Annotated in this window: 18 protein-coding genes; 10 read left to right on the top strand and 8 right to left on the bottom strand. The window is 61.4% G+C overall.

Translation table 11 applies throughout. The features are described 5' to 3' along the window. Positions 1–229: 229 nt before the first annotated feature. Entirely contained in the window at positions 230–670 is a 441-nt protein-coding gene (locus WKW82_RS36835; RefSeq protein ID WP_340348156.1) for a hypothetical protein, read from the top strand. A 636-nt stretch (positions 671–1306) separates the two neighbouring features. Here WKW82_RS36835 and WKW82_RS36830 read toward each other — a convergent pair. Further along, positions 1307–1828, bottom strand: a complete 522-nt coding sequence (locus WKW82_RS36830; protein ID WP_340348180.1) for an ABC transporter substrate binding protein — start codon at positions 1826–1828, stop codon at positions 1307–1309. Between the two features lie 171 nt (positions 1829–1999). Between WKW82_RS36830 and WKW82_RS36825 the strand changes: the two genes are divergently transcribed. From WKW82_RS36825 to WKW82_RS36815, 3 genes are all read left to right on the top strand, one after another. Beyond that, positions 2000–2686: a hypothetical protein gene (locus WKW82_RS36825; RefSeq protein ID WP_340348155.1), complete on the top strand. Its 687-nt coding sequence runs from the start codon at positions 2000–2002 to the stop codon at positions 2684–2686. Between the two features lie 560 nt (positions 2687–3246). Next, positions 3247–4311, top strand: a complete 1065-nt coding sequence (locus WKW82_RS36820) for a hypothetical protein (RefSeq protein ID WP_340348153.1) — start codon at positions 3247–3249, stop codon at positions 4309–4311. Positions 4312–4434: 123 nt separating this feature from the next. Further along, complete coding sequence (locus WKW82_RS36815; protein ID WP_340348152.1) at positions 4435–5400, top strand: IS30 family transposase; 966 nt, start codon at positions 4435–4437, stop codon at positions 5398–5400. On the opposite strand, the gene WKW82_RS36810 is transcribed toward WKW82_RS36815, so the two are convergent. Continuing rightward, the gene (locus tag WKW82_RS36810) at positions 5389–5946 is read right to left on the bottom strand and encodes an ABC transporter substrate binding protein (protein WP_340348151.1); all 558 of its coding nucleotides are present in this window, start codon (positions 5944–5946) and stop codon (positions 5389–5391) included. The two genes, WKW82_RS36815 and WKW82_RS36810, sit on opposite strands and share 12 nt — an antisense overlap. Positions 5947–6292: 346 nt before the next feature. Then, positions 6293–7270: an ABC transporter substrate-binding protein gene (locus tag WKW82_RS36805; protein ID WP_340348150.1), complete on the bottom strand. Its 978-nt coding sequence runs from the start codon at positions 7268–7270 to the stop codon at positions 6293–6295. 320 nt (positions 7271–7590) lie between these two features. On the opposite strand from WKW82_RS36805, the gene WKW82_RS36800 reads away from it, so the two are divergent. Together WKW82_RS36800 and WKW82_RS36795 are read left to right on the top strand one after the other, a co-directional pair. Further along, positions 7591–8100, top strand: a complete 510-nt coding sequence (locus WKW82_RS36800; RefSeq protein WP_340348149.1) for a hypothetical protein — start codon at positions 7591–7593, stop codon at positions 8098–8100. 35 nt (positions 8101–8135) lie between these two features. Then, positions 8136–8402 (top strand): hypothetical protein, encoded by a 267-nt coding sequence (locus WKW82_RS36795; protein WP_340348147.1) that lies wholly within the window; start codon positions 8136–8138, stop codon positions 8400–8402. 160 nt (positions 8403–8562) lie between these two features. Here the strand turns inward: WKW82_RS36795 and WKW82_RS36790 are convergent, their stop codons facing one another. Next, entirely contained in the window at positions 8563–8997 is a 435-nt protein-coding gene (locus tag WKW82_RS36790; protein WP_340348146.1) for a hypothetical protein, read from the bottom strand. Between the two features lie 144 nt (positions 8998–9141). After that, the gene (locus tag WKW82_RS36785; RefSeq protein WP_340348145.1) at positions 9142–9522 is read right to left on the bottom strand and encodes a response regulator transcription factor; all 381 of its coding nucleotides are present in this window, start codon (positions 9520–9522) and stop codon (positions 9142–9144) included. A 315-nt stretch (positions 9523–9837) separates the two neighbouring features. Between WKW82_RS36785 and WKW82_RS36780 the strand changes: the two genes are divergently transcribed. Then, positions 9838–10959: an ATP-binding protein gene (locus WKW82_RS36780; RefSeq protein ID WP_340348144.1), complete on the top strand. Its 1122-nt coding sequence runs from the start codon at positions 9838–9840 to the stop codon at positions 10957–10959. Between the two features lie 435 nt (positions 10960–11394). On the opposite strand, the gene WKW82_RS36775 is transcribed toward WKW82_RS36780, so the two are convergent. The 3 genes from WKW82_RS36775 to WKW82_RS36765 all read right to left on the bottom strand — a co-directional run bounded on the left by WKW82_RS36775 (position 11395) and on the right by WKW82_RS36765 (position 16150). Then, positions 11395–14334 carry a Tn3 family transposase gene (locus WKW82_RS36775; RefSeq protein ID WP_340348143.1) on the bottom strand — a complete coding sequence of 980 codons (2940 nt, stop codon included), beginning with the start codon at positions 14332–14334 and terminating at the stop codon, positions 11395–11397. Between the two features lie 376 nt (positions 14335–14710). Then, complete coding sequence (locus WKW82_RS36770; protein ID WP_340348142.1) at positions 14711–15403, bottom strand: hypothetical protein; 693 nt, start codon at positions 15401–15403, stop codon at positions 14711–14713. Next, positions 15404–16150: a patatin-like phospholipase family protein gene (locus WKW82_RS36765; protein ID WP_340348141.1), complete on the bottom strand. Its 747-nt coding sequence runs from the start codon at positions 16148–16150 to the stop codon at positions 15404–15406. 1009 nt (positions 16151–17159) lie between these two features. On the opposite strand from WKW82_RS36765, the gene WKW82_RS36760 reads away from it, so the two are divergent. From WKW82_RS36760 to WKW82_RS36750, 3 genes are all read left to right on the top strand, one after another. Then, positions 17160–17981 carry a transglutaminase-like domain-containing protein gene (locus tag WKW82_RS36760; protein WP_340348140.1) on the top strand — a complete coding sequence of 274 codons (822 nt, stop codon included), beginning with the start codon at positions 17160–17162 and terminating at the stop codon, positions 17979–17981. 508 nt (positions 17982–18489) lie between these two features. Next, the gene (locus WKW82_RS36755; RefSeq protein WP_340348139.1) at positions 18490–18684 is read left to right on the top strand and encodes a hypothetical protein; all 195 of its coding nucleotides are present in this window, start codon (positions 18490–18492) and stop codon (positions 18682–18684) included. 77 nt (positions 18685–18761) lie between these two features. Next, positions 18762–19100: a phage protein NinX family protein gene (locus WKW82_RS36750; protein ID WP_340348138.1), complete on the top strand. Its 339-nt coding sequence runs from the start codon at positions 18762–18764 to the stop codon at positions 19098–19100. The last annotated feature ends 532 nt before the right edge of the window (positions 19101–19632 follow it).

Genomic DNA, 19632 nt, shown 5'->3' with positions numbered 1-19632 from the left:
TACGCCTTCGACGAGAAGGCCCGGTACCAAACCGGAGGTGGAAATTCAGGGCCTCGATTCGGGTCAGCATTCGCAGGCGCCGTCCGCGCGAGTTTTCCGGCGGCCAGTGCCAGCGAGTTTGCTAGCGGTTAGAGCAGCTTGTCCGCGTCTCGCGTCAACCCGCAAATGGTGGATGGCAAGGGCGGCGCAACAGATAAGCTGGCAGCATTTCAGTTGAAGGAGATTAGACATGCGAAACCTCCTCTGGATCAGTCCCCTCGTACTGATGGCATCCGTGGCAGTGGCCGGCCCGGAACCAATATTGCCTGATGACATCGCTTTGGTCGCGCCAGCGGCCGACCTGCCGGCCCCGCTGGCAGGCTACACCGGGAAGTGGTCAGGCATGTGGGTGGGGGGCGGCGACCGGCTAAACCATGTACTGGTCGTTGAAAGCATTGCTGCGGATGGATTCACTGCAGTCTATGCCTGGGGCGATTCGCAAGGGGAATACGCCAACGCGAAGGCCGGCTGGCGGCGCATCAACGGGACAGTTGCCGATGGAAAGCTTTCAGCCAAATTGGGCCAATCCAGCGTCATTTATGTTCTAAATCCCAACGGAACTATCAGCGGCAAGTACACCAATGCCAAAGGATTCGAGTCGAAAGCGACGCTGAAAAAAGTGGGGAGCTAACAAAGCCGCAGACCGCGGAGTGACTCGCGCACACCACCAACCAAGCTGCGAGGACAGAATCCGATTTATGTAAAACGCCGCCGGGTACGCCGCAACTGCCGCACGAGGAGGATAGGGCGCGATCTCATGATAGCGAATCGAACACTTTGGCACCCGCAGCGTGAGCGGTCGGTCGCAAGTAGCGAATGGAACTCGGCAGTCGGCCAGTAGCTGACCGTCGGGCAGCTCAGTACGAAGCGCCCACAAGCAGACCTTGAACATTGACCAGACTATCGAGCGCCGGTCCGATGTAGAAAGTCGTCAATCCAACGGCGAGCCTTGTCGGCAAGTATGGATCTGGCCGCGGCCTCATCGTCATCCTCAGGACTAACGAATGACACGCGACACATGACAACCGCTGACCGCTTCACCTCAGCGGTGAATTGCTTACCTTCGCGGATCACGTCTATACGCCACTCTGGCGGCGCCAAAGGCTCCAAAGTCGAGCTAGCGCTGGCCTTATCGAGATTCATTCCTATTCCCCTACTTATCGCCGAGTTTCCACATCGGCATCCGACAGCGTCCAAACGCTCAGTTGAAATGATAAAGCCGCGTAGGTGATCCGTCAGCCCAAGGTCAAAGGCGGCCGCGCACCGATCATTCGATTACCTCGTCAGCCCGTATGACAATCGCCCGCGGGAGCGTGATTCCAAGCGCCTTCGCAGTCCTATTGTTCACGGCAAGCTCAAACCGAGTTGCTTGCTCAACGGGCACTTCCGACGGGCTCTTTCCCTTAAGAATTTTGTCGACCTGGAGTACCACCCGCTCCGTAAACTCGTCGAGCGATGGCCCGTATGAAATCAAGCACCCCATCTGAACAAGAAATCGGAATTCGCATACCGTAGGCAACCGATGTCCAAGAGGGAATCCGCTGATTTTTCCCCAATACGATGACGTCAAGTCATTCGTGAACGTCATCACGCCATCCATCGAACTGAAGTCGGTCATGGGCAGAACCCTGTCGAAGTCCTCGGGCAACTTAACGGGGATATTGCTCTCAATGCTTATGCCCAAGCTTCTGGCCGATTGGCGAAGCGATCGCAGATGAGCTGGTGCACCTTGATCGTTCGGGTTGTAGACGACGCCGAGTCGACCAAGTGAGGGCACGATCTCTCTAATAAGCTCTAACGAGGCTCCGCCTCAGACCGACGAGTGATACGGGAGCCCTTCTCGCGGGCGGTTGCATTGGGGTAAGGTGGCTCCGGTCGAGCCGTCTGGGCCAGGCCCAGAAGTATTTGGAGCTCGAAGCTCAATGGGGTCCGAAGACCCCGTGGACGACCGGAGCCGACGATGAAATTACCACACAGCGTCTGCGAAGTCTTGCGCGAGCACGTCGTGCTCGAAAGCGAGTGCATCGACCGGATGTACCTCAACGTCTACGTGCCGCAGTTGCAGCGCATCGGTGGCGTGGTGTGGTATCTGCGCGGCCACCTTGGACAGCGCTTCGCATCGACCGCTGGGGTGGCAGCGAAGACCGACGCGTTCGTGGCCAGTATCGAGCGCTTTGTCGCTGAGCAGGGCGTGGAGATGGTCAGCTTCTCCAAGCACCAACGCAAGGACGACCTCACGCAGCAATACCTGCGGCAGTTCGACGCCGAGGAAGGCGTGCTCTACGTCGGTCGCGCACAGGAGAAGGCCCGGGTTGTGCGCACCGAGCGTCGCCGCAATGCTGCCACCGGCATGAGCTACCCGTGGGTGGTGGACGGCTCGGCGATGGTCAACCACTTCTATTTCTATTGTGTGGACCGGGACTTCGGCCCGTTCTTCCTGAAGTTCTGTTCCTACTTCCCCTATGTGAATGCTGGTCGGAACCCGCGTCTATGCGACGGCGAGGACGCGGTTTTGTCGGGGCGAGGCTGCGTACCAGGTGCTACGAGCCGAAGCGGACAATCCTCAGTCAAAGGAGCAGCGCGTGATGGAATCGGTTGGTCGCATGTTTTTGTGTGCCCGGTGTCGCGAACGCACCGTGCTCTGTAGCCGTTGTGACCGTGGCCAGATTTACTGCGGCCAGGCTTGCTCCCGCGCGGCACGAGTTGAAGCTCAGCAGGCAGCTGGCCAGCGGTACCAGTCCAGCGGCATCGGGCGAGTCAACCATGTCGAGCGAACGCGCAGGTGGCGCTTGCGACAGAAGGAGCGACGTGCGCCTGGCGCCCAGGATGCAGGTTCGGTGACGCATCAGGGTTCGCAACAAGCGCCGACCGCTGAGCCCGTCCTGCCAAGCAGTCTTCTGGCCCGGGTTGAGCCTTCGGCCGCGACTGAGGCAGCCCAAACGCATTGGTTCTGCCCTGAATGTGCTGCCGCCCTGCACCCGTGGGTGCGGCTAGGGTTCGTCAATCGGCGCCGCGCAAGGGCAAGCCTGCGCTCGGCCAGAGCTCGCCCTCAAAAGGCGCGACAGAGGCAGGCATCGTCTCTGCGCTCGATTCCATCAAAGTCGCAAAACCGCGTCCTCACCGGCGCATAGATGCGGATTTACACCAGCGCTAACACCCTACAACGCCAAGCTGTGCATCAACGGCAACGAATATGCCAAGTGCCAGTTGCGCAAGCGCGGCATCGCCTTCGAGGCGCTGGACAACGGCGTGCTGTCCTGCGCCGACCCCGGGGCGCTGCAGCGCATCTGCGATGGGTTGGACGACAAGAAGATCGACCGGCTACTGCGCAAATGGCTGGCGCGGCTGCCCCATCCGTTTGATCGGCGCGACCGTGGCGCCGGTTACCGCTACGGCTTGTCGATCTTGCAGGCCGAGTTCGCGCTGACCCAGGTGCTTGATCGGCCGGTGGCCGGGCGCATCTTCTTCGAGCAGGTCATCCGCGAGAACCTGGACATCGGGCGCCCCGGCCAAGTCCAACTCATCTTCGATCGACGGGTCAACCGGCGCACCCCGGGCCGATTCCGCACCCGGGTGATCACCGAGGGTGTCACGCCCTCGCTGCATGTGGACTACAAGCGTTCACGCATCAAGCAGTACCACAAGGAAGGCCAGGCCTTGAGGAGCGAGACCACCATCAATGACACGCGCGACTTCGGCGTGGGGCGGCTGTTGAAGAACTTGCCTGAGTTACGCCGCATCGGATTTGCCGCCAATCGGCGGCTGCTCGAGATCGAGCAGATCAGCCACGACTGTGCGCTGGGGGACGATACCTTCCAGCATCTGCAGCGACCGCGTCTGATCGAAGGCCAGCGTGCGCCCGCGCTGCGCTTCGGCGACGCCAATGCCCAAGCGGTTCTCAATGCGGTGCTGATGTTCGTGTTCGTCGCGCGCGGATTCACCAACAAGGACCTGCGCCAGCAGTTCGCAGTCCTGCTCGGCAAACGTGCCGGCGAAATCTCGCCCGGGCGCATGAGCTACGAACTGCGACGGCTGCGCCTGCACGGCCTGATCGAGCGACTACCGAAGACCCACCGCTATCGACTGACCAATGAAGGACTGCGAACGGCGCTGTTCTACACGCGCGTGTACTCGCGCATCCTGCGCCCCGCCATGGCCCCGCCGGTACCCCTCGCCCCGGCCGCTCGGCAAGCCCTGCGCCAATTCCATGCTGCCGAAGACGCCGTCCATTCATGGTGCGACCAAGCCCACATCGCCGCCTACATAACTTGACTCAATCAATGCAGATGGCGGCCTCAAATCTGAACTGCAACACCTCATCGCATAAGGTGTGCACATGAATGAGCGAACCAGGTATCAGCAGCTTCAACCCGAGGCCGGATCACGATAGCGAGCATGCGTCAGCAGTCTTTGAGCGTGCGGGCCATGGCCCGCACGCTCGGGCGCTCCGCCTCCACCATCAGCCGGGAGCTGGAGCGCAACACGCTGGGCGAGTTGCCCTACGCCTCGCACTCGGCGCAGGTCTGCAGCCAGGGGCGTCGCCAGGCCGCGCGTGCACCGCGCAAGCTCGACATGCAGGGCGTGGGCTGGCAAGTCGTGCTCACCCTGCTGGACTGGCGCTGGTCGCCCCAGCAGATCGCGGGTACCCTGAAGCGCGTCTTCCCCAACGAGCCCGAGCGCCACGTGTCCCACGAAACCATCTACAACGCAATCTACGCGCAGCCTCGAGGCGAGCTGCGACGCCAACTGGTCGCCTGCCTGCGCCGCGGCCACAACACGCGCATGCCGCGCACCCGCGGCGATGATCGCCGTGGCCAGATCCCCGACATGGTCAGCATCCATGTGCGCCCGCCAGAGGTGAACGACCGCGTCATGCCGGGGCATTGGGAGGGCGACTTCATCAAGGGGGCGGGCAACAAATCCTCAGTGGGCGTGCTGGTCGAGCGCACGAGCCGCCTGGTGCTGCTGGCCAAGATGGACGACGCGACCGCTGCCTCGGCGCTTGCAGGCTTCTCTGCCAAGCTGAATTCGATTGCCGAGCCGATGCGCCAGAGCCTGACCTACGACCAGGGCAAGGAGATGTCGCGTCACGCGGATCTCGCTGCCCAGACGGGCGTCAAGGTGTACTTCTGCGATCCGCACAGCCCTTGGCAACGCGGCACTTGCGAGAACACGAACGGCCTGCTGCGGCAGTACATGCCCAAGGGCACAGACCTGAGCCTGTTCAGCCAGGACGAACTCGACGGGATCGCCGACAGCATGAACAACAGGCCTCGCGCCACGCACGCGTGGCACACGCCGCTGGGGGTGTTCGCGCAGACACTGGCATTGTCCCATCAACCGCCCGCGTCAATTCAATAACTCAACCCCGTTGCGCTTCAGCCTTGAGACCGCCAGATTCAATCTGGTCAAGGAATCTAGGCGCTTGGCATCAAGCTCTGAGGCTAGGCTCTCGACACCGGTTACGTTCCCTCCGGGATGCGACAGGCTACGGACCAATCCCGTTTCGACGGCGCCATGGATGCCCCACACAACGATGGGAATGCGGTTGGTCGCCTTCTTCGCCGCAAAACCGGGGATGTTGGTCAGTGCGATGATGACATCAACCTTCCGGTTTACCAGTTCAGCGGCCAGTTCAGCGGCCAGTTCAGCCAGCCGATCGTCATGCCAGTTGCCGTCGCCGAAGTAGAACCTCGCATTTTTTCCTTCCACGTAGCCGAGGGCCCGAAGCTTTTTTGCGATGGTTCGTGTTGGCCCGTCTTCGCCCCACGACGGGGACACTGAAAGTATCCCGATACGTATGACCTTCGCGTCTTGTTGGGCGTGTCCTGAGGTCGACCAAAGCAACCAGGCGAGCGTCAACAAGAGCGCGGGCCACCTAGAAACGGTTTCGAATCTTCTGAGCATCGCAACTCCTTCCAACTGGCCCAAAGACGGGCCAAGCGGGGCGCCGCTGGTAGGTCGTCCGAACTCGCACTGTAACGCCGCAACCGTGGTCTGAGATGTATACCGTTCGGTTCATATAGGTGCCGGAAGGATCCGTCCGCCCACCGCCCGCCCGCCAGCGCCGATCCTCCGGCCGACCGCTCCTGAAAATGCTGCTTTTTTCCAAGCACCATTCGGACGCCGACTGACAGCGTTGCTCACTCCACGTCGCAGATGGGCCCGAAGAAGGTATTCGAGGCGTCGGATCGAAAGCCCGCAATGCAGTGCCCAGCACCGGCTTGTTTTCCGCCAGCTATCTGGCCATTGGTCAGCTGATGATGACTTCGGCCCGCGTCAGGATGGTTTCCGGTATCGTCAAATCGAGCGCCTTTGCGGTCTTCAAATTCACCGCCAACGTGAACACCGTCGGCTGGGCAACCGGCAGATCGGCAGGTTTCGCACCCCTGAAGATCTTGTCGAGGTAGTACACATTCAGCCGATGCAGCTCGTCGCCGTTGACGTAGTAGCCCATCAATCCCCCGATCTGCGCGTACTCGCCGTGTGCGTAGATCGCAGGCAGCCGCGCGTTTGCCGCGAAGTCGACAATCGTGCTTCGGGACAGCCAGGTGAGTGGGTCTTCGAGCGTCATCAATGCATTTGCCTTGGCCTTTCGAGCCATTTGAAAGGCGGCTTGCAAGTCTTGCGGGCCCGTGAAATGGCACGGTTCGAGGTTGATCGCGAGGTCACGGGCGGCTTGCCGGGTTGCCTCCCAATCTCTCTGCTTTACGGAATTGGCGACGTTCCAAAGCACCGCGACGCGCAAGGCACCCGGCAGCAATTCCCTCAGCAACTGCACGCGCTTCACACACAGTTCGGGCAGCATCAGGCTGCCACCGGTGATGTTCCCTCCGGGTCTTGCCAAGCTCGCGACGAGCCCCCGTCCCAAGGGGTCGCCATCTACCATGAATACGATCGGGATGGTGTCTGTGGCCTGTTTCGCCGCTTCCGTCTGTAGCCCCGCGAAAGTCACGATGACATCCACATTCAGGCGAACAAGCTCGGCCGCCAGTTCAGGCAGGCGCTCCATTCGATCCGTGTACCTGTAAATGACAACCAGGTTCTTGTCGATGACCCACCCGAGCCTGGCCATGCCTTGGGCCCATGCAGCGGTATAAGGAGGTGTCGTCTCCGGAGGGTCGACGCCCAGCCAGCCGATCCGGTAGATCCTGCCCGGCGCCTGTGCCCGCGTCACTTGCGGCAGCGCAGCAAGTGCAAGCAGCCCCACCGAGATGTCTCGCCTATTCATGATGCCCGCTTTCCGGGGTAGTGCGCGACGTTGCACCGTACAGTATCAACAGGCGCCCGCCAGAGTCAAATGCCGAAATGGACGTGAAGCGATTTTTCTGAAGAAGGGTGAAACCATTCCAGCCCCTCGACGCGTGCAGACGAACGTCAGGTTGTGGCCGAGCGGCCTGTCGTGGCGTCGCCTGCGACGATTGGTCGGACCCCATTGCGGTACTTGCCAACAGATAGCTCTGCTGCCAAGCCAGGCCCCCAGTCTTTGGGAAGGGCTGGCGCGGCCTTGGCAGCCTCTCCTGTCATCGATAAGCTGTGGCTGTGGATGCAATGTCCAAGCAAAGAATCAAGTTGACAAGTCGTCAGGCTTTGGCGCGAGCGCGGCTTATTCAGCGCATTGATGCTTTGATCGCACAGCGCATTGGAGCGGTCAGCCTGACCTACATTGCGGAGCGCTCCTTGGAGGGTGACCCATTTATGAGCTTGAGCCGCGCCATAGCCGCCTCGATGTTGAGCGGCACGATGTCGATTGTCCGGCAGCGCCTGGCCCAGCAAGGGTACGTCGGTCCCGCAGAACCCGAGGACCTGCTGCGGCGCGTTCGGTCAGAGATGCTCCGCGTGGGAAAGGAAGACGTTGAAAGCGCAACGGCTGCGATCAGTTCGCGCATCTTGAGGCACTCGGACTTGCCTCAAGACTTCATCTGTGCGGTCGTGAGCCATGAACTTCGGTCCCGCGACGACGGGGTGTTTCGGGCCGTTCGAGACCTGCATACGTGCACGGACGTCTCCCCGGCGGATAGGCCCAAGGCTGCGAAGCTGTCATTGGTGATCGAAGATTGAGGTGAAGTGTTTGAACCCGTGGCGGATGGAGTGAAATGAAGATTGCTGTCGAAGAACCAGCTCAGTGGTCTTTCAGCGTGGAGCAATTCAACCGGATTGCGCATGAGCTGGCGAGCTGGTACCGAGAGGCTAGCGGCGAAGAGCCGGACTCGGCGCGTTTCTGCGTTCGGCAGGGGCGGACCCTGGTAGTGTTTCTCGACGGGGAACAGTTGGCGATTGCTGCGTTTGAACGCCGTAGTGACACCGAATTCCACGCTATGCGTGATCACGAAGAAGTCGCCAGGCTGCTTGCAATCCAGTGACTTGAAGGGTCGAGGCGTGGTGGGGCGACCACCCCGGATCCGCACCAAATAACCGTGTCGGGGCGCGCAGACAGACTGCAACAATGTGACGTCATGGACCGAGCCGAAAACGTCCACGCGGGCACGTAGGGGTGGCGCCTCACGGCGAGGCGGCAATGAACTAAATCCTGACTTGACCAAACGTCTTGCCGGCCTCCAGCAGGCAAGACGCGTTCACGATTGCGCCCGCTAGTTCGGCCGTGGGCCGCACGGGACCGAAGACGAATGTGACGATTGCGGTGTTGGCAGTGAGGACCGCGGCATCCACCCTCGTGTCCTGTTCGCCCGATCCGGGTCTTTGAGGCGGCGCCAGAAGTGCAAGCGCCGCTGCCTGCCCCATACCTGAGTCGCGAGCGCGCACGACCTGGACGGCCTGCTGCCCGTGTTTATTGCATGCGAGCCCGGCATGAAGCCGCGCAACTTCCGGGACCAAGGCAAAGGTCGCGGCAAACGCGCGCTCCAGGTCCTCGGCCTCCTTTTGGGCCAGAGCAAACGGACTGAAGCAGCAAACTAGAAGCAGCGCAATCAAAAAGCGGCATGTGAAGCGTTGATCCATAGCGTGCTCCTGGGCTTCTTATGCTCTGGTACGAACGATGGAGCACGGCATTCTGTTTGGCGGGCGCACATCTTCGCTGCAGTTTACCGACGGAAGGCATAGTGGTGGCGGCCCAGATTGTGACCACAAGGCTTGGTCTAAGACTCATGGTGTCTGCACGCAGGTCGCGACGGCGATGGCCGCCAACAATTCAGTGCTTGAGAAAGGCTTTCTCAAAAGTCGCATTGCCGTAGCCGCCATCGCCACGCGGTCAAGCGCTTCATCATCGCTGGCAGTGATCAAGATGACCGGTACATGAATGTTGGCAGCGCGCATCCGCGCCAGTACCTCGAACCCTGACAGTCCGGGCATTTGCACATCTACGATGGCGCAGGCTGCGGCTTGAAGTTCAAGAGCCGCCAGGAAGTGCTCTCCGGAGGAAAAGTCTGCCACCCGGAAGTTCGCAAGCCGGAGCACCCTCGCAAGCATGGTTCGCACTGGCGAATCATCGTCCACAACTGCAATGAGAAGTCCGGGCTCGACCATCAGCAGACTCTACGGCGCCGCAGTGCCCGTGCACACTGTGCTTTGGTTCAGTCTTCGGCTGTTTGCTCGCCGACGAAGTGAAATCCATGGCGGTGGCGTGGCTTTCGCTAGCAGTGGAGGGCTGAGCTAGTGATCGGCTACGTGAGGTGAGCAGCACGAACCGCAGAGTGTCCGCAAGACGAGGCACGAAGCCAAGGCGAAAACTCGCCATCTTGGCCGGCGGTGCTTGAGCGCTGCTGCCCAGCGCTCCTACGAGAACGATTCGCAACGAGCACCATTTGCCAAAGCTCCAAGTTGAGGCGGCATACTCACGCCATGCGCCTGAGCCAGTTCATCCAAGCCAACCTCGAGAAGATCATGGAGGACTGGGAGGCATTTGCGCGAACGATGATTCCGCCTGCGGAGACAATGTCTGTCATCGAGCTTCGTGACCACGCCCATGACATCCTGCTCGACATTGCCATCGAGATGGAGTCGGACCAGTCGGAGGACCAGCGCGAGGCGAAGGGCAAGGGGCTGGCAGCGCAGAGCACGAAGGCGTCCTTTTCATCGGTTCACGGCAAGCTGCGCCACAGCGTCGGCTTCGATGTCAGCCAAGTGGGCGCGGAATACCGGGCGCTCCGCGCATCAGTCTTGCGGCTGTGGATGCGAACTATGGGCACTGTTGACGCAACGGTCCTCGAAGAGATCGTTCGATTCAACGAGGGCATCGACCAAGGGCTCGCCGAAGCACTCTTCTCGTATTCGGAGCAGATGGCGAAATCGAGGGACACTTTCCTGGCCGTCCTGGGCCATGACCTGCGCAGCCCCCTGGGTGCCCTCAGCTCGTGCGTCGAGCTGCTTGCCCGTCCTGCAAATGGTGCACCCAACGATCGCGCAGTGCGCGTTGCCAAGCAGAGCATCGCGTCCATCAGCGAAATGATCACCGACCTGCTGGAATACACCCGCACTCGGCTAGGCCGTGGCATCAAGGTGACACCGCGACCGGGCGACTTCAGTGCTCTATGTGAGCAGGCAGTTGAGGAATGCGTTGCCTCTAATCCGCGCCTTAAGTTCGAGGCGCACATTGCCCCGAACCTTGCCTTCGACTTCGATGTGCCCCGAATGCGGCAAGTGCTCACCAATCTCCTGGTCAACGCCGTGCAGCACGGCGATCCAGAATTCCCCGTGGTGCTGGAAAGTCGATTTGAGAATGATGTCGTGGTCGTCAAGAACCGTGGTGAGCCGATACCCGAAGACTCCATGCAGGTCATCTTTAACCCTCTGGTTCAGATCCCTTTCACGGATTCGGCGCCGCATGAGCGCCCCGCGACCAGTCTGGGGCTCGGCTTGTTCATCGCGCGGGAGATCGTTCAGGGCCACAATGGCAAGATCAGTGTCGCTTCCTCAGCTGACGAAGGCACCGCTATTATTGTCCGCCTGCCTTGCATTAGCTGAAGTTCACTCAGCCAGCTCAGAGGACAGCAACGGGCCCTCAGCCGTCTTGCGGCATAAGTCGACTAGCGACTGCAATGCGCTCAGGACCTGTCATAAACATTTAGACGGGGGCCGAACGGCGCAGCAACTTCGGCCCCCGCAAGGGGTATCTACTTTGCTGTCATCGACCGCAGTGCCTCAAGAAGTTTGATCGCTGGACCGGGGGAGCATGCCTGCCCTACGCCTGAAGGCGGTGAGCGTTCTGCGGTCGGATGACCCCGGTATTTGGGGTAATCGTCCTTTTCATGCAGATTGATACGGTTAGCTTTGAAAAGCGTAACCCTGACAACAACTTAGTGATCTCTGTTTCTGCGCGGCAACGTCCTTTCCGTGCCAATTGATACGCTTCGACCTTGCGTGCGAGCGGATCAGATCGACTGGCTCACGCCGGGGACCTCAAGCGTCAGCGCTGACCCTTGGCGCGGCGCCCGGTTGGAGTAGCGCCGAGGCGTAAATCTCGATCCGGAATCTGAAGGTGCCCCGGAAGTTGATGTGCGCAAAGTGCACTGGCGCGATACGGCGCAGCCATGCATCGTCAATGTCGATTCCGTCCTTGCGCAGGCGCTGAACCGCATCGTCCATCCGGCTGGTGTTCCACGCGAGCACGATGTTCGTCAGCAAGGCGTGTGCTCCAGAGATCGCCCTCATCTCGTCGCGCCTTCGCCCCCGCTCTGGCGCGACCTTGCCGGTGTAGACCGCGCGCTGCAACTGATGCACCGATTCGCCGCGGCTCAACAATGTGTGGATCTCGCGCCGGAAGTCGGGGATCGCGATGTAGTCGCACAGGAAGATGCTGCGCAGCAGGCGACCCAGATGGTCTGCCGCCCGATAGGCCGGGTCACCTTGCGCGGCGGTGCCAAGCAGACGCAGCGCAACGTCGGCTCCGATCTTGCCGATCCGGATCGATGCGACAACGCGCATCAAATCGTCCCAGCCCTCGTGAATCGCCCTGCGCGACACCCGCTTGACCGTCGCGCGCTCAATACCTTCCGGCACGGCGAAGCCCGCGGGCAGGAAGAGCTTGCGCTCCGAAAGATCCTGAAGGCGAGGGCACAGGTCGAAGCCGAGCAGCTTGGCGACTGACATGGCACTGCTCGAATACCCATGGGTATCGACGGCGAGCAAAGATAGCCGGATGCGATCGTCACTGCGGTTGTGTCGCTCAACGCCTTCGATGGCCACGCCGGCCTGGCGCTCATTGAGCACGATGGGCTGGTCATAGACGATGCCCCAGCGGTCGAGCACGTGGGTATAGATGCCGGCTGCGTAGGTGCGCCGCCGCGGATCGGTGCGCGCGCTCCAGAGGTGGCGCGACGCTTCCAGCGACATCATGTCGGCCGAACCCTTGGCGCCGTCGCCCCAGTGTGCAGCAATCGGCACGCGGCCCTGGAACTCGACCACGCGCTCGTTCGCGCGGCGCAGGCGCCCGGGCGTCTCCAGCGCCCGCATCGCAACGGACACCCGTGCCGTGTCCAAGCCCGGGATCATTGCCGCCACGTTCTTGGCGTCGATGTCGGTTCCGTGCGCGAGCAGGGCGGCATACAGCGCGAGAAGCTCGTCAACGGTTTCCGCACGATGGCCCAGGAGCGCTTCGCTGTAGTTGCACTGAGCATCGATCTCCAGCAGGAGATCGGGGAACTGTACGCGGCCGATCTTGAGATAGATGAGATCACGCAGTCGGCGTGGCTCGCCTTCGTGGGGCAGCGCGGTGACGGCGGGCAGATGGAGCATGCCGCGGGCATCGATGTTGAGCAAACCTTGCTCACACACCTCGGCTACCGCCGCGACGCCGGCTGTGAGATTGTCGAGGAGGGGAGCAACCAATGGATCGGCGCATGCCGGCATTCCCAGCAAGGACAGGTATGCATTCCGGTCACGCGCCCATTCGATAGGGGAGATGAGCATCTGCTCGCGCGAGCGGTAGCTCAGGGAATGGTCGATCCAGACGCGGCCGTTTCGCAGGCTCTTGCGCAACGACATCATGGTGCACGCCGCAAACGCGCGAAGGCCGGAGCGGGGATCGGCATCGCGCACAAGGTCGTGCCAAGTGGCGCCCACATCGGGCACGACAAAGTCGCCGGGAAGTTCGGACGCCTTCATCCCTTGCAATTCACGCCACGCGACGAGCTGATCGAACGCTGGATCCTTGGCGCGACCGCCAAAGTCCAGCGACTGCAAGCCTCCCAGGAACGCCTTGACACGCTGGTGATCGGTAGACAGCACCTTCCTCACTTCCGAGGCAAAGCTCTTGTGAGGCACGTCCAGTATCTCGGTGAGCAGCCGATCGGCTTCGATGCACCGAGCCTGAACCGAAATGGCGCCATCTCGCAGAACGTCCCGAGCGAGCCCCACCTGCGTGCGTGCAGCGCTGTCTGAAAACTCGCGCGTCGTCCTTACCTTCTGCGTGGCCTCTCGAAACAGTTGCTGGCTGCGGCGCAGGCTCTGCTGCACGGCGATGTCGGTGAGTTCGAGCAGGCTCAAGCGCAGGAAGCACACCAGTTCGATTGCCTGGCGGGACTCCTTGAGTTCGCGATTCTTGGCAGGCCGGCGCGCCTGCACCTGCTGCGCATAAGCGTGCTGCTTGGGCAGGCTGATGCCGGCCAGCAGCCACTCGTGAACGCCGAGCGATTTGAGGTAGGCGATCTTCTCCAAGATGACCGCGAGCGTCGAGGAGCCGTGGCGGCCGGAAGGCGTCTTGAGCCACTCGAGGTGGGAGCAGCCGGCGTCAGCACGCTGGCTATGGGCCGATTTGAGGCAGCGGCGCACGACGGCAGGCGAGACCTCGCTCGCCATCGCCTTGCGAATGACAGATTCCGTCGCGGCAAACGCGTTGCGCGCCCAGTCCTGCACGCGGCGCTCGCCAGGGATCAGGACGCGGTGGTCGTAGAGCCAGTGGCGTGCCGACGTGGCCAAGTCGTCCGGGTGCGGAGCGTCGGCGGCATGAAGGGCGGGCATGGCCACGAGGGCAGCTTCTGCGTCCGAGTCAAGTTCGCGCAGGCCCAAGTAGTCCCTGGCCCACTGCTGATGTTCGTAGAGGGTAGGACGGCGCTGGTAAAGACTCCGAAGGCTGGCGATTGTGAGAGGAGGGACCGCGAGCGTTTCGGCCACATACTGCAGCAGATTGCGCGGCAGCACTGAGAAGCGGTCCATGGGGCGGCCGCACGCATGCAGGAAAAGCAGTTGAAGTGCGCCTGCAACTCGACGGTCGGATCGGAATCGCTGACGGATCGCTTCGACGTCGCCATCTCCGAGCCGGAAAAAGTACTGAAGATCGAAGTCCGTCAGGCGGGAGGGCAGGGCTTCCAGGCCGACGAAGCGATACATGTAGGTGGACATGACCGGCGGGCAGATTCAGCGGGCTGGAGACTGTACAACGCCGGCCGGCGCGCCCCGTCGAGCAGGCCGCTATCGACGTGGAATCCGCGCCAAAAAATGCCCTCGGCGCAAACCGTATCAATCTGCACGAAAAGGACCATTACCCTGTTCTCGGACAGCCCGGGCTCACCACAGGCTGGACAGCGCGCCACTGCGGGCGCTGGGCCCGCCCTGCGGAAGACCTGAAATCAGGCCACGGGTGGACCCCTTGGCCGAGTACCCCACGATGCCCGATCAATCTTTGAGAGCGACCGGCACGCCAGGATAGACATTTCTTGGGTTGAGCCGGTGTTGCTCGCGACGCACCTTCAGCTTCGTCCGTTCACGGACTGACGCTTCATCGCGTGTCCGCCGGCTCAGCCAATGTGCCGCCCACATCCTTGAGCAAGCGCTTGAACTCGGGTGAATCCGCCATGATCTTGCCGGCTGCGGCGCGCAGGCGGTCGACGGCCTCGTCGGGCAGCACGAACGAGGTGGGCTGCTGGTTCAGGTATTCCAGTTCCGCCCTGTCTTTCAGCGCTGCAAACGACACGTCGATGGCATAGATTTCTGCGTCCGGCCCGCGTATGGCCTTCGCAAGCGCAGGATCCCTGTTGGCGGCCAACGTTGGTGAGTTGCGAATGCGACGCATGGTGTTCCATCGCGCAGCCATGTCGCGCAGCAGTTCCACGGATTCGAACGAGTAGCGGTCGATCGGAACGCCGCTCGACTTCAGCAGTATTGCCGCGCTGCCGGGCGGCGACTCCGATTCATCCCAATTCGTGGGAGGCGAAGAAAGCGAATTGACGATGACCACGACAATGCGCTTGGCTTGATCGAGCTGCGTCGGCATCCCGGCTTCCTGCATCGCTTCAAGGACCTCCAGCGAATCGAGCACGCCGCGCATGCCCACGTTGTCCGACACGCCGCCATCCACCAGGTGCAGGTAGGGACGCTTGGCGCCGTCGCCGAAGTCGCTCAGCGACCTGAGCGAGCGAATCGCACGCGCGGCCGGTCGCGGCGGATTGTCCGTGTCGATGAATTGATTCACTTATGGGGGAGGCGTAAGGTTGCAGGTACCACCGTAGTTGTTGAGCGTGACGGGCGAGAGCACCACCGGCACCGCAGAAGAGGCGGCCGCGGCGCGCGACAACGGCACTACGTTCAGGTTCGAGCAAAGAATGTCGAAGACGCCCTGATGGAAGACGACACGTGCCCCACTGGAGATGTCGGTCGCCGAGGCCAGGATCAGAGGCCCCGTCCCACGGTCGAGGTCGCCAAAGGTAGCGCCATTGAAAAGGTGCTCGTCGTACATCTGCGACGCGAGTTCCGAACGCCCCCAGCCGGTGGAGGACAGCTTGGCCCAGTTGAGTGGGTTGAAAGACCGGGAAACGATCTCGCCCTGGATGTCGCGCTTGAGAAAGCGCTGCTCATAGTCGTCGAACAGCTTGTCGCCATACAGGCCGTATGCCAGCGCGGTGAAGCTGCCACCCGAGACTCCCGTGATGATGTCCACCTGGTCTATCAGGCGACCTTTTCCCTTGGCGTTGACAATCTCGGTGCGACGAAGATATTCCAGCACGCCATATGAGAACGCCGCGGCTCGCGTGCCGCCACCAGAGAATGCCAGGATGACGAGCGTGTCCTTGTCCTTGACCCGGGCTTGGCGCGTCTCGAACCGATAGCCCTTGCCCGGATCGGCCTGTGTGATCGGCGGGTTGACCGGTCGGGTTGCACATCCGCCAAGTAGCAGCGCACACGCCACAAGACACCATCGTGAAATTGACAGTTGGATCATTGAAACTCTTTCGTCAGAACTGACACCGGCCCAAGCAATTCGCGCTTCGGCGTGTCGCAAGGATCAAGCCGGCTCTCAGCCCGGTGGCCGACGAGCAACCGAGACGCTGATTGCTGAAGGCACAGTGCGGCTGCGGATGCGCCCGCTCATACCGAAATCGTAGGACGCACCGGCTTGGAGCGTACTTCAAGCCAACTCATCCCGCTTTTTCAGCTGCGAACCGCCTCGCAGTACATTTCGGCCAAATTGCCCAAGCATCCGCCTCGGGCTTCCCGCGTGGCGAGTTCAACATGTCGCGAGCGAATGCAGCGCGAACGGCATTTTCATCGTCTCCACCGTTACCGAGGTTCGTGCGCCGAGCGCGGGAACATGCGAGGGGTTGTACCGCGATGCGCTGCCTGGTCGGCTGCAGCGATCAGGGGTAACGCGGTCACTCTTGCAGTAGCTGGCAGGCACTGGCCCCGGCGCAGGGACTGGTGAATGAGTCGATTTTGGCGAGCAGCGGGTCGCTGGCGAACTGCAACATTGAAAGGGGGCATCGGGCCTTGGCCTTGCGCAATGCCAACTCTGCGCAGGACCTCTTGGAAGTGCCAGCAACGGGTGCATCAACGAAGGTTGCCCCGCGCTATCGCAGGACAGTTCGCTTTTCGCTTATGAAGTGCAGTTGCCAGTGCCTGTCGCCCTCGAAGACAGCCACGTCGCCGGCCCCGGCATTGTGCGAGCAGAACGCAACTCCATCAACTGTCTGCGTCACGCTCGAGCCATACATGGCACGCGTCAGCCGTCTCGCAGGTTGCGCTTGTGGCCCACCGGTAGTCATTGCCATAGACGAAGCGGTGCTTGCGCATGCTGGGTGCCCGCGTCCGTGCTTGTTTCGAGCGTGGAGGAACTCCGGCGGCGCTCTACTGGAAGCTCGCTGATGAGGGGCACTGGTCCAGTCAGCCATGGCCTACGCGACGAAGCGCTGCGGACGCGAGCGTCGGCAGTGCTCGCTCGATAAAGTTGATGGATGCTCATCAAGATCGGCTACGACATTGAACTCGAGGTCAGCGCACCGACGACGCTGATCTACCTGCTCCAGGTCCATCCTTCCCGCGAGCGCGATGTTCAGGGTGGAATGGAGAACATCACGCTCAGTCCGCCGCTGCTGACCGACTTCTACCTGGACGACTTCGACAACCATTGCGCTCGCGTCCATGTGGATGCTGGCGTTTCATCCGTGCGACTTCGAAATGAGAGCGTGGTGTACGACAACGGCAGCCCGGACCCACAGGCGTTCGGCGCCTTTCAATACGCGCCAGCCGACCTGCCCGTGGAGGCGCTGCGCTTTCTGCTGCCCAGCCGCTACTGCGAAGTAGACGGCGAGCTGTTGCAGGTGGCATGGAACATGTTCGGCAATACGCCGCTGGGTTGGTCCCGCGTGCAGGCCATTTGCGACTTCGTCCACTCGCACCTGACATTCGATTACCGGCGCGCCCGCTCCACACGCAGCGCCCTGGAGGCATTCCGGGAGCGAACCGGCGTGTGCCGGGACTTCACGCACTTGGCGATCACCCTCTGCCGATGCATGAACATCCCGGCGCGCTACGTCACCGGCTATCTGGGCGACATCGGCATTCCGCCGGTGCGCTATCCCATGGATTTCAGCGCCTGGTTCGAGGTGTACCTGGGCGACCGATGGCATACATTCGATGCGCGTCACAACGTGCCACGCATCGGACGTATTGTCATTGCGCGCGGGCGTGACGCGGCCGACGTGCCGATCACCATGGTGTTCGGTGCCAACAGGCTATCGCATTTCAAAGTCATCACTGAGGAAATTAACGGCTGACGCGCATCTGTCCTGCTGACGGGTGCTCTCGCGGGCAGTTCGATTCCGTCTTGATGTCTTGGAGTTTTTTGGCCTGAGTCTTTGGTCGGCGCAAAAGACGGTGAAGTGCCGGGGCCTCAGCGTTTCCACCAAGCCCGCCGTTACCACTGCCGCGTATGAGTATGTGATGTCTCGGCGTGGCCCGTGCGGTCTGGACGACGTTCTTCTTGGCTGGCAAAAGTACACGGTCGACCTCGTGCAGCCATCCATTGGGCGCAGATGAGGCCGGTCGCTGAGAAACGATCTCCGTTCATGTGATCCCGGAGAAGGGCGCACAAAAACGTATGTTGCTATGGAAGCTCACTGAGCAGGCCTGGAGGCTAGAAGCTATCAAGTGGGACGCGTCCTCGTAACGGCTTTAGTGAATACCCTGCTTGGTAGCGACATCGGGTGCGGCGCTCGTCCTACGGCGATCGCTCGTAGATGCGCCGAGATTCCACATTTTCCAACTATCAAGCGAGGCTACCAAATGAGCAATCCATGGATGGCGCGCAATCCCTTCATGAGCATTTGGCTTAGCGCTGCTAACCAAATGATTCACGCGGGGCGCGGCTTCGCAGAGGCTGAGATGCAGCGCCAAATTTCCGCAATGCAGACCGAATTCCAAAAGCAGATCCTGTCGTTCTGGATGGGCGGTTGGATGATGCCGCGCGGGAAGCTGTGATCGTGCGCGCGATCGGCGTCTACGCAGGGGATGATCGTTCTGTGACTCGTGAGCAATCATCTGGAGAAGGGGCAGCCATGAAGACTGCCGAACTCACCGCGGCGCCACTGGACTATTGGGTTGCGCGTTCCATTGGAAATTCTCCTGTCATACGCAAGGTGGATGGGAAGGCTGTGTGCCTGGTCAGCTGGATGCCTTTCGAACCCTCCACTGCTTGGTCGCAAGGAGGACCCATTGTCGAGCGCCACCACGTTGCCATTGAATGGGACAATCTGAAAAGTTGCTGGATCGCGAAACTGGTGCACATTCCTCGGCCGGGTGGAGTGGAGTTGTTCGTGTCCTTCGGCGACACCCCGCTTGTCGCAGCCATGCGGGCGCTGGTTCAATCCCGATTTGGCAAAGACGTTTATTCCTGAAGTTCGCCGCATCACTGTCGATATGCAAGCGACTCGCCTTATGTGCCTTGCAGCCCTTGCGCTCATGGGTTGTGCGAGACCGGCCGCGCCCGTAAAAGTTGAGACGATTGAAGCTGCTGTGCAGTCGACCGATGCGGCAGGCGTGGTCGACTGCCGGTACCTTGGTACCGTGATGGGGTCTTCGGGGCTGTACGGCGGCAACGCCGGGCTGGGTTACAGCAACTCGCGCGCCGACGCTCTGCAACAGGCTCGCTCACTTGGGGCCAATCGCGTCGTATGGCTCCCCACGGCGCAGGGCCGTCGCAGCGTCCGTGCCTCGGCCAGGGCCTACAAGTGCGACATCTAAGGTCTCAGATGAGCGACTGTCGGACTGTCCTGCGGTGCGCGTCAATGTAGTTGTCGCCTCGTTCATGCAGCCAGCGGCTGTATGTTTGGCTCCCTCGCGTGTGTCTGAGCGATGCAGTCACGTTCGGGGTTGAGGGTCACAGCGCCGACGGGCGTCCAGTCGCGAGTAGTCCCGGACCAGCGCGCC

The sequence above is a fragment of the Variovorax rhizosphaerae genome (assembly GCF_037889975.1).
Classification (GTDB): domain Bacteria; phylum Pseudomonadota; class Gammaproteobacteria; order Burkholderiales; family Burkholderiaceae_C; genus Variovorax; species Variovorax rhizosphaerae.
This window is presented reverse-complemented; position numbering and strand designations above follow the sequence as displayed.